Here is a 13,524-nt window from a genome sequence, read left to right as displayed (position 1 = left end):
CGGCTGGTGGCGATGGCAGGCGCGCCAGCCATCGCTCAATCGGGCAATTCGGGCCCCAGCTCCGGGTCGAGATCGCGCGGGCGTTTCAGCTCGACCAGCCTGGCGCAGCCTTCCTCAAGGTCCGCCCAGCGGTCGATCGCAAGTTCCATCACCGCATAGGTCGCGGTCGGGAATTTCTGGACCACCACGTCGCGCAAAGGGCTGCTGCCATCGTCGGGCACCAGGTCGAAGATCAGGTCTTCCAAGCCGGGATTGTGGCCCACCATCAGCACGCTCTTCGGATCGCCCGCGATTTCGCGCAGCAGGTCCATCAGCACCGCGCTGCTGGCAAGGTAGATGCGCCGGTCCCATTCGACCGGGAAGCTGCGGCCCCAGGCCTTGCTCGATGTCTCGATGGTTTCGGCCACGCGCACCGCGGGCGATGCGATCATGCGGTCGAAGCGGCGCCCGGTCGAACGGATGTGCTGCCCCATCGCCAGCGCGCCGCGCTGGCCGCGCAGGTTCAGCGGGCGGTCGAAGTCGCGGGCGCGGGCATCGCTCCAGTCGGACTTGGCGTGGCGGAACAGGGCCAGGGTCTTCACGCGGTCCTTCCGTCGATGGCTGCGGGCGAAGCCGCCGGTTCGCTCCCTGAAACACCGGCAGCGATCAATTGTAAAGCCGCATCGAGCGTGACCCGGCGCACCGGCGTGCCCGGCGGGAAGGCGCTGAGCAGGCGCGAAGGGAACGCCGCCGACAGCACCACGAAATGCCCCCGGTCGGTGCCCGAACGGATCAGCCGCCCGAACGCCTGCGCCAGCCGCGCGCGGATGATGCGATCATCGTGCCGCTGCCCACCGCCGCTGTCCTTGGCCGCCAGCCGCCGCGCGCGGTGCAGGATCGATGGCTTGGGCCAGGGCACCTGTTCCATCACCACCAGCCGCAGCGAATCGCCCGGCACATCCACGCCATCGCGCAGGGCATCGGTGCCGAGCAGGCTGGCGCGCGGATCGTCGCGGAAGATGTCGACCAGCGTGCCGGTGTCGATCGGATCGACATGCTGGGCATAGAGCGGCAGCCCGGCGCGGGCGAGGCGGTCGGCGATGCGGCCATAGACCGCGCGCAGCCGCCGGATCGCGGTGAACAGGCCCAGCACGCCGCCGCCAGCCGATTCGATCAGCCGGCCATAGGCGCCGGCGAGCGCGGCAATGTCGCCCTTGGCAACGTCGGTCACGATCAGCACTTCGGCCTGGGCGGCATAGTCGAACGGGCTTTCCGCGCTGAACAGCTTGGGCGCCACCTCCAGATGCTGCGCGCCGCTGCGGGTGACCGCGCTGTCCCAGTCGTCGCCGCCGGTCTCGCCCCCGCTCGCTCCGCTGCGGTCGCACAGCGTCGCGCTGGTCAGCACCACGCCGTGCGCGGGGGCGAGCACCGTTTCGGCGAACGGCTTCATCGGATCGAGGTAGTGGCGGTGCAGGCCGATGTCCCATTCGCGCCCGTCCGAACGGTCGACCGCCAGCCAGTCGACGAAATCGCGGTCGGCGGGACCGCCCAGCCTTGCCAGCAGCGCGATCCACCCGCCGATCAGGTCGCTGCGCCAGCCGATCGCCCCGCGCGCGCCTTCGATCCGCGCGCGCGCCGGGCCGTCGAGCCAGTCGGGCCCGTCCTCGATCAGCGCCTCCAGCCGCAATCCCAGGCGGACCAGCGGCTGGCGCAGCGCTTCCAGCGCCTCCTGCGCGCGGCCGGCGATTTCCACAAACGGCCCGTCGAGCTGCGCGACTTCGGTTTCGAGGCCGTACCCCGCTTCGCTACCGCCATTCTCGTCGCGCGCGTAGACGAGCGCGCGCACCGCGCCGAGCAGATCCTCGACCGGGCCGAACGGCGCGCCTTCCACGATCCGTCCCAGCCAGCCGTCGGAGGGCAAGGCCTGCGCCGCCTCGACCGCCTCGGTAATCGCCAGCGCGCCCTGTTCGTCATAGCTCGCCACATCGGCCAGCCGCGCCGAAAGTCCCCGCCGTCGCCCGCGCGACTTGCCTTCGGGGCCGATCACCCAGCGCCGCAGCTCGATCGTCTCGGCCCCGGTCAGCGCGGCGGAGAAGGTCGAATCCGCCGCTTCGAACACGTGATGGCCTTCGTCGAACACCACCCGCGTCGGCCGGTTGGCGATATCGCGCCCGCGCGCCGCGTTGACCATCACCAGCGCGTGGTTGGCGATCACCAGTTCCGCCCCCGCCGAAGCCCGTGCCGAGCGTTCGATGAAGCACTTCCGGTAATGCGGGCACCCGGCATAGACGCATTCGCCGCGCTGGTCGGTCAGCGCCGTCACCCCGCGCTTGCGGAACAGCGTGCCGAGCCAGCCCGGCAGATCGCCGCCGATCATGTCGCCGTCCTGGCTATAAGCCGCCCAGCGCGCCACCAGCTGCGCCAGGATCGCCGCGCGGCCCTGGAAGCCGCCCTGCAGCGCATCCTCCAGATTGAGCAGGCAGAGGTAGTTCTCGCGCCCCTTGCGCACCACCACGGGCTGCTGGCCGCCCGCCGCACCTTCGCCATAGGCGCGCCGGCTTTCGCGCCGCAGCTGGCGTTGCAGCGCCTTCGTGTAGGTCGAAACCCACACCGTCCCGCCGCTCTTGGCCGACCATAGCGAGGCGGGCGCCAGATAGCCCAGCGTCTTGCCCGTGCCCGTGCCCGCCTGCGCCAGCACCACGTGCGGTTCGCGTGTGCCCCGCCTTGGCGCAAAGGCCGCGCCCACCGCTTCGGCAAAGGCGAGCTGGCTGGCCCGCTCCTCCGCGCCTTCGCCGGTGAGGGCCGACAGCCGCAGGCCGATCTCCGCCGCGCCGAGCACCACTTGCGCGGGCTGCGGGCGTTCGGGCGCTTCCTCCCATTCCGGCAGCCGCGCGAACAGCCAGCGCTCGGCCTTTTCCGGCTTGCGCAGATGCGGCGTGACCAGCCCCGCCCAGGGCCAGCGCAGCCGCACCAGCGATTGCAGCGCGGTCCACGCGCCCTCGCGCTCGGGCCAGTCCTCGGCCTCGCACGTCGCCAGCAGCGCACCGGCCGCGCGCTGCAGCAGTTCGGGCACGTCGGCATCGCCTGCCGGGGGTTCGAGCCCCAGCGCGTGGGCCATGCCCTTGGGCGTCGGCACCACGAACCGCGCCGGATGGACGAAAGCGAACAGTTCGAGCAGGTCGAGGCCTGAAAGATCGGGATAGCCCAGCCGGCTTGCCACCAGCGGCGCATTGAGCATCAGCAGCGGCGTGTCCGACACCGCCATGATCGCCTCGCCCTTGCCCACGCCGCGCGTGGTGGCGCCCAGCATGTCGCCCACAAGGTCTGGGCGCCGCAGCCAGCATCCCCCGTGGGAGGCGTGAATGGCGGGGATCTGCAGCGGTTTCATCATCGCTCCGGTTGGCAGCTCTCCAGTGAACGGAAACGGAACAGCGGGCAAGTCCCGCGCCGTCGAATATCCCCCCTTAACACCTCGCGCCCCCCGCCGTTCTTGGCTTCGGAACACGGAACGGAGCGTCACTCCGGCCCCATAGTGGAGAATGGGAAATGGCAGTCATCAACACCAATATCGCCGCGCTCAAGGCGGCCAATGCTTCGAACGCCGCTGGCAAGATGGCCGGCATCGCGATGGAACGCCTGTCGACCGGCAAGCGCATCAACGGCGCCAAGGACGATGCCGCGGGCCTTGCGATCACCACCACCATGACCTCGCAGATCAAGGGCATGAGCCAGGGCATCCGCAACGCCAACGACGGCATCTCGCTTGCCCAGACCGCAGACGGCGCGCTGAACGAAGTCACCAACATGCTCCAGCGCGTCCGCGAACTGGCCGTGCAGTCGGCCTCGGGCACCTACCAGGATACCGACCGCGGCTACATGGACGCCGAAGTTCAGGAACTGGCGACCCAGATCAACGACGTGCTCGCCAACACCAAGTTCAACGGCAACAACGTGTTCGGCACCGCCGACAGCACCTTCACCATCCAGGTGGGCGGTGAATCGACCGACACGGTCGACATCACCAGCAAGGGCATCGCCACCGTCACCTTCGACGTCTCGCTCGCCACGGCGGCCACGACCACGCTGGGCGATGTCGATACCTCGCTTGCCGAAGTCAGCGCGGCGCGCGCCTCGTTCGGCGCCGGCCAGAACCGGCTGGAATCGGTGATCAGCAACCTGACCGACAACGTCACCAACCTGTCGGATGCCCGCAGCCGCATCCTCGATACCGACTATTCGGCGGAAACCACCGCGATGGCCAAGTCGCAGATCCTGAGCCAGGCCTCGACCGCGATGATCGCGCAGGCGAACCAGGCCCAGCAGAACGTGCTTTCGCTTCTGAAGTAATACCCCCCTTCTTCCATTGCTTCGGAAAGCGTCTCCACGGGAAGGCGGTCGTGCTCGGGCGCGACCGCCTTTTCGGTATTCAGCCCGCGGGCGCGTCCGTCCGCGCGCTCAGGCCGCGTCGAGCGCCTGGCCCAGGTCGGCCAGGATATCGTCGATGTGCTCGATCCCGATCGACAGGCGCACATAGCCCGGGCTCACCCCTGTTGCCGCCTGTTCCTGTTCGGAAAGCTGTGAATGCGTGGTCGATGCGGGATGGATTGCCAGGCTGCGCGCATCGCCGATGTTGGCCACGTGGTAGAACAGCGCCAGCGCGTTGATGAACCGCTTGCCCGCTTCGGCCCCGCCTGCCAGCTCGAACCCGACCAGGCCGCCTGCTCCGCGCGTCAGGTACTTGTCCGCCAGCTGCTTCGCGCGGCCTTCGGCCTGCGAAGGGTGGATCACCTTGGTCACCTTGGGATGGGCGGCGAGGAAGCTTGCGACCTTCGCCGCGTTCTCGCTGTGGCGCTCGATGCGCAGGGGCAGCGTCTCCAGTCCCTGGATCAGCTGGAAGGCGTTGAACGGCGAAAGCGCTGCGCCGATGTCGCGCAGCAGGATCACGCGGGCGCGGATGGCATAGGCGATGGGGCCCAGTGGCTTGATGTCGCGCGCCCACACCGCCCCGTGATAGCTGGGGTCGGGCGTGTTCAGCAGCGGCTGGCGTTCGGGAATGGCATCCCATTCGAAATTGCCGCCATCGATGATCGCCCCGCCGATCGAGGTGCCGTGCCCGCCGATGTACTTGGTCGTGGAATAGACGACCACGGCCGCGCCATGGTCGAACGGGCGGATCAGCAGCGGCGCCGCCGTGTTGTCGACGATCAGCGGAATGCCGTATTCGCGGCCGATCGCGGCCACTTCGGCAATCGGGAATACCTCCAGCTTGGGATTGGGCAGGCTTTCGGCGTAATAGGCGCGGGTGCGATCGTCGGTGGCGTGGGCAAAGCCTTCGGGATCGGCCGGATCGACGAATCGCACTTCGATGCCCAGATCCTTCAGCGTGTTGGCGAACAGGTTCCACGTGCCGCCATACAGGTTGGTGGAGCTGACGATGTTGTCGCCGGCGCGGGCAAGGTTCAGCACGGCAAAGGTCGATGCCGCCTGGCCCGATGCCGTCGCCACCGCCGCCGCGCCGCCTTCCAGTGCGGCCAGCCGCTGTTCCAGCACGTCCGTGGTCGGGTTCATCAGCCGGGTGTAGATGTTGCCCAGCTCGGACAGCGAAAACAGGTTGGCGGCGTGCTCGGTCGACTGGAACTGGTAGCTCGTCGTCTGGTGGATCGGCACCGCCACGGAACCCGTGGTCGGATCGGCGCGCCACCCGGCATGCAGCGCCAGCGTTTCGGCACGGGCCTTGGAAAGATCGGTCATCGCAGGCATTCCTCTTCGTGAAGCGGGATCGGTATTTGTCTACCGATTTGGTTGATTATCGGGAAGGGGCTATTTTCCTACTGCGCGCGCCGGTGATATCTGACGCCCATGTCAGCTTCGTTTCCTCTTGATTCCCGCGGACTTGCCGCCGCTGGATGGCGCGCGAACGGGAAAGTTGACACTTTCTCTTTTAGGTCTGTCAACTTTGTCAACTTGGGGGCTGGCAGGGTGTCGGCGCGGCGGTCGCACACCATGCCTTCGGACTTGCCTTCGCAGCCGCAAAAGGGGAAAGGGCGGGCACTATGACCAACGCCGTTTTCACCGCCGCCCAGACTTCGAAGGCATGGCCGTTCGAAGAAGCCCGCAAGCTCGTCAAGCGCTTCCCGGGCGGCAAGAAAGACGCCGAAGGCAATCTCGTGCCCGTGCTGTTCGAAACCGGTTACGGCCCGTCGGGCCAGCCGCACATCGGCACTTTCCAGGAAGTGCTGCGCACCACGCTCGTGCGCCGCGCCTACGAAGCGCTGACCGCCGATGAAACCGGGCAGGGCCATCCCACCCGGCTCGTCGCCTTCTCCGACGACATGGACGGCTTGCGCAAGGTGCCCGACAACGTCCCCAACAAGGACGTGCTCTCGGCCAATCTGGGCAAGCCATTGAGCCGCATCCCCGATCCGTTCGGCACGCACGAAAGCTTCGCGCACCACAACAACGCGATGCTGCGCGACTTCCTCGACCGCTTCGGCTTCGATTACGAATTCGTCTCGGCGTCGGACCGCTACAATTCGGGCGCATTCGACGATGCGCTGCGCAATGTCCTGCGCCATTTCGATGACATCATGGGCATCATGCTGCCCACCCTGCGCGAAGAACGGCGCAGGACCTATTCGCCCGTCCTGCCGGTTTCGCCCAGCACCGGCGAAGTGCTGCAGGTGCCGATCGAGGTGATCGACGCCGAAGCCGGCCTCGTCCGCTTCACTGATGCCGACGGCACCATCGTCGAACAGTCGATCCTTGGCGGCAATTCCAAGCTGCAGTGGAAGGTCGACTGGGCCATGCGCTGGGTGGCGCTGGGCGTCGATTACGAAATGTGCGGCAAGGATCTGACCGACAGCGTGCGCGAAAGCGGCAAGATCGCCCGCGCATTGGGTGGCCGCCCACCCGAAGGCCTGATCTACGAGCTGTTCCTCGATGAAAACGGCGAGAAGATCTCGAAGTCCAAGGGCAATGGCCTGACCATCGAACAGTGGCTGACCTATGGCAGCGAGGAAAGCCTCGGCTTCTACCTGTTCCGCGAACCCAAGAGCGCCAAGAGCCTGCACCCCGGCGTAATCGCCCGCGCGGTGGACGAATACTGGCAGTTCCGCGAAAAGATTCCCGCCCAGCCGGTCGAACAACAGCTCGGCAACCCGGTCTGGCACCTGCTGCGCGCCAATGGCGAAGCTGGTGGGGAAGGGGAAGCGCTGCCCGTTACCTACGGCCTGCTGCTCAACCTCGTCGGCGTGCTCGGCGCCAATGCGACGCGCGAACAGGTCTGGTCCTATCTCGCCAACTATGTCGAAAACGCCGATCCCGCCGCGCATCCCGCGCTCGACGGGCTCGTCACCAACGCGCTCGCCTACAACCGCGATTTCGTCGCCCCCACGCTCCAGCGCCGCAAGCCCGAAGAGAACGAGGCCCGCGCGCTCGCGGCCCTGGACGAGGAACTTGCGGCAACGAGCGACGACGCGACGGCCGAGCTCATCCAGAACATCGTCTACGAAATCGGCAAGGATCCGCATTACGGCTTCGAATCCCTGCGCGATTGGTTCAAGGCGCTTTACGAAACGCTGCTCGGCTCCTCGGCGGGGCCGCGCATGGGCAGCTTCATCGCGCTCTACGGCATCGCCAATACCCGCGCCCTGATCGCAGAGGCGCTCGAAGGGTGAAGCGCCGCCTTGCCGCCACGTTCATCGCCGCCACGCTTGCGCTGACCGGCGCAGGCGCGGGGGCCAGCGCGGCCTTTGCCAAGACCATCCTGTTCGTCGGCAACTCGTTCACCTTCGGCCACGGCTCGCCGGTGCGCCGCTATCACCCCGAACGCGTGACCGATCTCAACGGCGAAGGCGTCGGCGGCGTGCCCGCGCTGTTCAAGACCTTTGCCGAACAGGCGGGGCAGGAATGGCACGTCAGCCTTGAAACCGCGGGCGGGCAGGACCTCGCCTTCCACCTCGAAAAGCGCGCAACCCGCATCGACCGGCCGTGGGACGTGGTCGTGCTGCAGGGCTTTTCGACGCTCAACGCCGCGCTTCCCGGCGATCCCGCGCGCCACGTTTCAGCCGCGCAGGCGCTCGCCAAGATGATGCAGCAGCGCAATCCGGCAGTCACCGTGCGGCTGGTCTCGACTTGGCCGCGCGCCGATCTCGCGTGGCGGCCGGGCAGTCCGTGGTCGGGCAAGCCCATCGCCGCGCTCGCCGAAACCGTCGCCTCGGCCAACCGCCTCGCCGCCGAAGGTCCGGTCCGGTTCGGTCCCTCGATCCCGGTCGGCGCCGCCTGGCTGCGCGCGTTCGAGAACGGCGTTGCCGATCCCAACCCCTATGACGGCATCGCCTATGGCCAGATCGACCTGTGGACCTGGGACCACTACCACGCCAGCACAGAAGGCTATTACCTCGAAGCGCTGGTAGAATTCGGCGCGATCACCGGTATCGACCCGCGCACGCTGGGCCCCCGCGAACGCGCTGCCGACGATCTCGGCCTGAACCCCGCCACGGTCGTGCGGCTGCAGCAGATCGCGGCCGAAACGCTCGGTCATCCGGCCACCGTCGCGGTTCCTTTGCGGAAACGTTAGGAAACAATCGTTCCATTGCCCGTTGGGGCAATCATGCAGACCGCGTCGCCTTCCGCCGAAAGCCTTGCCGAGGAACTCCTCGGTCGCAAGTTCGAGGACCTGGGCGCCGAAGAACAGCGCGTCCTCGAACGCGTCGCCTCGGGAGAGATCGAGGACTGCGACGCCGACGAAGTCGCCGCCGTCCACATGACCTTCGGCCAGCGCCTCGCCGACCGCGTCGCCGCCGTCGGCGGATCGTGGGGCTTCATTATCCTGTTCTCGCTGGTCCTGTTCGCGTGGATGTTCGTCAACAGCCCGCTGGCCCACGGCCTCGTGCCCGAATGGGATGAATACCCTTACGTCTTCCTCAACCTGATGCTCTCCACCTTGGCCGCGCTGCAGGCACCGGTAATCATGATGAGCCAGAACCGCCAATCGCAGAAAGACCGCCTGACCGCCCACCACGATTACGAGGTGAACTTGCGCACCCAGCTCGAAATCGTGCGGCTCCACCGCAAGATGGATAAGCTGTTCAACAAGCTGGGCCAGCTGGAAGGCAAAGTCGGCGAAACGACCGAGGCCGTCCGCGAACAGGTTGCCGCCTGACGCTCGATCAGTCTGACGGCGCAGCCTTTTCCTGCGCGATCCAGCGGTCGATCTTGGCCTCGAGCACCGGCAGCGGCAGCGCTCCGCTCATCAGCACCTGGTCGTGGAAGCGGCGGATATCGAAGCGTTGGCCAAGTTCGCCTTCCGCCTTGCGCCGCAGCCGCTGGATGGTCAGCGCGCCGATCTTGTAGGCCAGCGCCTGCCCCGGATTGGCGACATAGCGTTCGACTTCGGCGGTGGCGTCTGACCGGCCCATGCCCGAATTGGCGAGCATGTAGTCGATCGCCTGCTCGCGGCTCCACCCCTGCGTGTGCAGCCCGGTATCGACCACCAGCCGCATCGCACGCAGCATCTCGTCGTCGAGCGTGCCCCAGTGCTGCATCGGGTCCTTGTAGAACCCCATCTCGTAGCCAAGCGTCTCGGCATAGAGCGCCCAGCCTTCGACGTAGGCGGTATTCCCGCCGAACCGCTGGAAGTCGGGAAGGGCGGTGTTTTCCTGCGCCAGGCTGATCTGGAAGTGGTGCCCCGGCGCCCCTTCGTGAAGGTAGAGCGTTGTGATGCCCGACAGGAACCGGCTCTTGAGATCGTAGGTGTTGAAATAGAACACCCCCGGGCGGCTGCCATCGGCCGCCCCCTGGCTGTAGCTGCCGCCGGCTTCGTACTGCGCGCGGTAGGCGGGGTAGGCCTGGATCAGCAGCGGCGTGCGGGGTAGGTGCACGAAGTAGCGCGGGGCAAGCGCATCGACCTTGCGCCCCACGGCTTCGAACCCGCGCGCCAGTTCTTCGGCGCTGCGCGGATGGAAGCGCGGATCGACGCGAATGCTGTCGAAGAAATCGCGCAAGGGTCCCGCAAAGCCGAGCTCGCGCTTCACCTGCTCCATCTCGGTCTGGATGCGCGCCACTTCGCCAAGGCCGAGCTGGTGCACGGCGGCCGGATCGAGATCGAGCGTGGTGTGCAGGCGGACCAGCAGGCGATAGAGCCTGTCGCCCCCCGGCATGGCGGAAAGCCCGACGTCCTCGCGCGCCTTGGCAAGATATTCATCGGCGAGGAAGCTGCGCAGCGAACGGTAAGCGGGATAGACCGAGTTGGTGGTCACATCGAGGAATTCGCGCGCGAGCCGCCGGCGCTCGCGCGTGCTGATGCTGCGCGGGAACTGCCTGATCGGAGAGGTAAAAGTGGATTGCGCGGGCGGCGTTGCCAGGATGCTGTCGATCTGTGCGATCATGTTGCGCACGGTAAGCCGCGGTTCGGTGACGCCGCTTGCCTCGCCTTCGCGGAAGCGGGCGATCGCGGTGTCGAATACGGCGGGCAGCGCGCGGTCGAGCGCGAGGCGCGCTTCGAAATCTGCCACGGTTTCGAGCGGCATGGCGCTTTCGCCCGCGACCAGCCCCGGAAATTCGACATGGAAGCCGCCAAAGTGATTGAAGGGCCGCGGCGCGGTCAGCGCGACGATCTGGGGCGAGAGCCCGATTTTTTCTTCAAGCTTACTGTCGCGGAACACGTCGAACGAGATCCGGTGCGCTTCGTCGAGCGCCTTGCGATCGATCCGGCCGAGACGTTCGAGCGCCGAAGCGTTGGACGCGCGCTGCTGGTCGATGAGCGCTGGCGTGAACAGGAGGCGGAAGCGGTCCGCCGAAACGCGTTCACCGCGCTCCAGCCCGGCCAGCGGATCGAGCGCCTGTTCGTTGCGCGCATCGTCGGCAAACAGCCGGTCGAGCGCGGCTCCTTCGTCGACGGGCGCATCGACCACCGCGCGCGGCGTCTGCGGAGCGGCGGCTTGCGATGGCACGGTGGCGCACCCCGCAAGCGCGAGCAGCGGCAGGCTGGCGATGACGAGCCGTCGCCGGCGCGGGGCCGCAGCCCGTGCGATCACCACCACGGGCGGGCCCGATACCACTTGGTCAGGACGTACTTGGTACCCTTGAGCACCGGGGTGCCGGCGTGCAGCGTGAGGGGATTGGGCGTGCCATCGGGCTTCATGTTGTTCCACACGATCAGCGCGCCCGGCTGCGGCGGGATCGACAGCGACAGGCGGGGAAAGTCGGTCGATCCACCTTCCTCGACGGCGTTGAGATAGGCCATTGCCGTCCAGCTGCGCTGGCCGCCATGCTGCTGTTCCGATTCCCAGAAGGCCTGTTCGGGCGAAAAGTAGTCGAAATGAGCGCGGAACTCCTGACCGACGCTGTAGCGTTGGCCCTGAATGGTTTCGCCGTAGGACGGTTCCAGACCGATGAGATCGTCGATCCGCCGCTGGAGCATGAGGATGAACGGATCGTTCGGATCGACATCGCCCGAATAGCTGGTGCGACCGGCGAATTCGTCGTTGCCGTAAGTTGCCGAAGGCTGCGCCACATCATCGACGATGCCCATCAGGCGCGTGCATTCGGCAGCGCTGAAAAACTCGGAAAGTCCGAATATTTCCAATCCGTTAACCGGGAGCCGATGCGCCGCAGGATCGGCTTCGAGGCGCGCGCGCACGCGTTCGCCGATGCGCTTGAGAACGGGCGTGTCGGGATCGCGATCGGGCGCGCGGCGGGGTGCTGACATGGTGGTTCCCGCACCATGGCGCAGGCACGTTGCGGGAGCAAGCCTTCGCCCCAATTCAATCGTTGTTGCAAATGCGACTTGCTCGCGAACAGGTAACAACATGTCGCGAGAGAATCCGGTTCCCGGAGCTTTTAGTCCGATCCGGATAGGAATGATTGAAACTTCATTCGAATAATATGATTACGCTCTCGTTAATCGAAGCGCATGTATTCCACTTGGGAGAGTGTTCCTTCGGTAATTACGTAACGGTCGGGTCGCACAAGAAAAAAGGTTTCGGTCTAAGCCGGAAAGGTCATTGCGAAGCGACGGAAGTCCAACATCGCGCAATTTATGCGCCCGCTGGGAAGGTCGGATTTTTTGGACGCCAAAGTCGAAATCGATGCCGAAAGCTATCGACTGGCCAAGGCACTCTACGAGCTTCGCCGCCGTCGTGATGCAGCCAATCCGATTAAGGGCCTGTTCGGTGAACCCGGCTGGGACATACTGCTCGATTTGTATCTCGCCCGCCATCGCAACGAGGAACTGCAGGTTTCCAGCGTCTGCATCGAGGCGGGGGTTCCTTCCACCACCATCCTGCGCTGGATCGCGCGGCTGGAACGCGAAGGTCTGGTCTATCGCGCGACCGATCGTGGCGACGCGCGGCGACGCTACGTCAGGCTTACCCACGAAGGATTCGAATTGATGCAGCGCGTGCTCAAGAGCGTCGGTTCGCTGCGCTGATTGTTGCGCAGCACGAGCGGCGCGCAGATTTACGGTGCCGGTTCACCAATCGCGGCTGAGATGCAAAAAGGCCCCGCCGAGCGTTCGGCGGGGCCTTTCCTTTGCCTGGTCTGGCAATATTACCAGAAGAAGTCGTAGATCACGTCAACAACACGACCAGTATAGGTGTCTACCAGCAGAACGTCGTCATAGTAGCGCACCCAGCGATACGGGCCATAGGCCGGCGGCAGGCGATAGGCCCACGGATCGCTGATCCAGTAGCGGTCCGAGTAGAACGGCGATCCCAGCGTGATGCCGATGCTCAGGCGGCTGTAGCTGTAGCCGCGGTAGGGCGCATAATAGGAGCCGCCGCGGAACACGTTGCGGTTGTGGTTGCGCCAGGCCGACCAGTTGTAGCGGTTGTCACGACGCCAATCGTTGTTCCAGCGACGGTAGTCGCCCCCGCTCCAGCGCTGATCGCGATCCCGACCCCAGCGGTTGTCGTTGTCCCAGCGACGGTCCGCATCGCGGCGCCAGCTTTCGTTGTTCCGCCAGCGGTCGCCATCGCGGCGATCGTTGTCGCGCCGCCAGTCGCCATCGCGACGGTCGTTGTCGCGGCGATCATTATCTCGGCGCCAATCGGCGTTGCGGTTGTCGACATAGCCCGGGCGATTGCCGCCATTGTTCCAGTTTTCACGCGGGGTGCCCTGGCGCGAACCATCGCCGTTCCAGCGCTGACCGTCCCAGCCACGCTGGGGCAGGTTGCCCTGCGCCTGCTGCTGCGGGCGATCGCCCCCCGGCTGGCCGCGCCATGCGGGCTGGGGCCGGTTGGGTTCGCCGCCCGAGAAGTTGCGCGGCTGCGGTTGCGGCTGCTGCTGCTGCTGCGGACGGAACTGGGGTTGCTGCTGCTGGGGCGCAGCGCGCTCCGGCCCGCGGCCCTGCATTTCGGCACGCTCGCGACGGTCGCCGCGCTCGCGCTCCTGGGCCTGCGCCGGCAGTGCCGAGGCGAGGGTGGCAACGGCGATGGAGACGCCGATACCGGTCTTGAGGAAGGACTTGGCACGCATGGCCATCTCTCCGGTTCTTTCGCGGCGCCGCGATTCATTCGCGGCGTTGTGTACGGTGGTACTACGCTT

At 66.5% G+C, this 13,524-nt stretch carries 11 protein-coding genes; 5 read left to right on the top strand and 6 right to left on the bottom strand.

Annotation, left to right across the window (positions count from 1 at the left end):
* Positions 1–35: 35 nt before the first annotated feature.
* Together AACH40_RS12565 and AACH40_RS12560 are read right to left on the bottom strand one after the other, a co-directional pair.
* Entirely contained in the window at positions 36–581 is a 546-nt protein-coding gene (locus AACH40_RS12565; RefSeq protein ID WP_169491961.1) for a histidine phosphatase family protein, read from the bottom strand.
* Positions 578–3,367, bottom strand: a complete 2,790-nt coding sequence (locus tag AACH40_RS12560; RefSeq protein WP_338646076.1) for an ATP-dependent DNA helicase — start codon at positions 3,365–3,367, stop codon at positions 578–580. Before AACH40_RS12560 ends, AACH40_RS12565 begins: the two co-directional genes overlap by 4 nt.
* Before the next feature lie 158 nt (positions 3,368–3,525).
* Here AACH40_RS12560 and AACH40_RS12555 point away from each other — a divergent pair, with 158 nt between their 5' ends.
* Positions 3,526–4,326: a flagellin gene (locus tag AACH40_RS12555; RefSeq protein WP_169491963.1), complete on the top strand. Its 801-nt coding sequence runs from the start codon at positions 3,526–3,528 to the stop codon at positions 4,324–4,326.
* Between the two features lie 108 nt (positions 4,327–4,434).
* Here AACH40_RS12555 and AACH40_RS12550 read toward each other — a convergent pair whose 3' ends face one another.
* On the bottom strand, positions 4,435–5,730 hold the full coding sequence (locus tag AACH40_RS12550) for an O-acetylhomoserine aminocarboxypropyltransferase/cysteine synthase family protein (protein WP_338642697.1): 1,296 nt from the start codon (positions 5,728–5,730) through the stop codon (positions 4,435–4,437).
* A gap of 302 nt (positions 5,731–6,032) precedes the next feature.
* Between AACH40_RS12550 and AACH40_RS12545 the strand changes: the two genes are divergently transcribed.
* From AACH40_RS12545 to AACH40_RS12535, 3 genes are read left to right on the top strand one after another with little or no spacing between them, the layout of a single operon-like run.
* Positions 6,033–7,655 (top strand): lysine--tRNA ligase, encoded by a 1,623-nt coding sequence (locus AACH40_RS12545; RefSeq protein ID WP_338642696.1) that lies wholly within the window; start codon positions 6,033–6,035, stop codon positions 7,653–7,655.
* A complete protein-coding gene (locus AACH40_RS12540) occupies positions 7,652–8,557 on the top strand; it encodes an SGNH/GDSL hydrolase family protein (RefSeq protein WP_338642695.1) in 906 nt (301 codons plus the stop codon). Before AACH40_RS12545 ends, AACH40_RS12540 begins: the two co-directional genes overlap by 4 nt.
* A 33-nt stretch (positions 8,558–8,590) precedes the next feature.
* Entirely contained in the window at positions 8,591–9,142 is a 552-nt protein-coding gene (locus tag AACH40_RS12535; RefSeq protein WP_169491966.1) for a DUF1003 domain-containing protein, read from the top strand.
* Between the two features lie 7 nt (positions 9,143–9,149).
* On the opposite strand, the gene AACH40_RS12530 is transcribed toward AACH40_RS12535, so the two are convergent.
* Complete coding sequence (locus AACH40_RS12530) at positions 9,150–11,039, bottom strand: DUF885 domain-containing protein (RefSeq protein ID WP_338642694.1); 1,890 nt, start codon at positions 11,037–11,039, stop codon at positions 9,150–9,152.
* Positions 11,012–11,689 carry a prolyl hydroxylase family protein gene (locus AACH40_RS12525; RefSeq protein ID WP_206069331.1) on the bottom strand — a complete coding sequence of 226 codons (678 nt, stop codon included), beginning with the start codon at positions 11,687–11,689 and terminating at the stop codon, positions 11,012–11,014. Before AACH40_RS12525 ends, AACH40_RS12530 begins: the two co-directional genes overlap by 28 nt.
* Positions 11,690–12,046: 357 nt before the next feature.
* Here AACH40_RS12525 and AACH40_RS12520 point away from each other — a divergent pair, with 357 nt between their 5' ends.
* Positions 12,047–12,409: a winged helix DNA-binding protein gene (locus AACH40_RS12520; RefSeq protein WP_169491967.1), complete on the top strand. Its 363-nt coding sequence runs from the start codon at positions 12,047–12,049 to the stop codon at positions 12,407–12,409.
* Between the two features lie 119 nt (positions 12,410–12,528).
* Here AACH40_RS12520 and AACH40_RS12515 read toward each other — a convergent pair whose 3' ends face one another.
* The gene (locus AACH40_RS12515) at positions 12,529–13,455 is read right to left on the bottom strand and encodes an RcnB family protein (RefSeq protein WP_338642693.1); all 927 of its coding nucleotides are present in this window, start codon (positions 13,453–13,455) and stop codon (positions 12,529–12,531) included.
* Between the last annotated feature and the right edge of the window lie 69 nt (positions 13,456–13,524).

It is taken from the genome of Novosphingobium olei (assembly GCF_037076535.1).
In the GTDB taxonomy this organism is placed as follows: Bacteria; Pseudomonadota; Alphaproteobacteria; order Sphingomonadales; family Sphingomonadaceae; genus Novosphingobium; species Novosphingobium olei.
The sequence above is the reverse complement of the archived record's forward strand: the minus strand, read 5'-3'. Positions and strand labels throughout refer to the sequence as shown.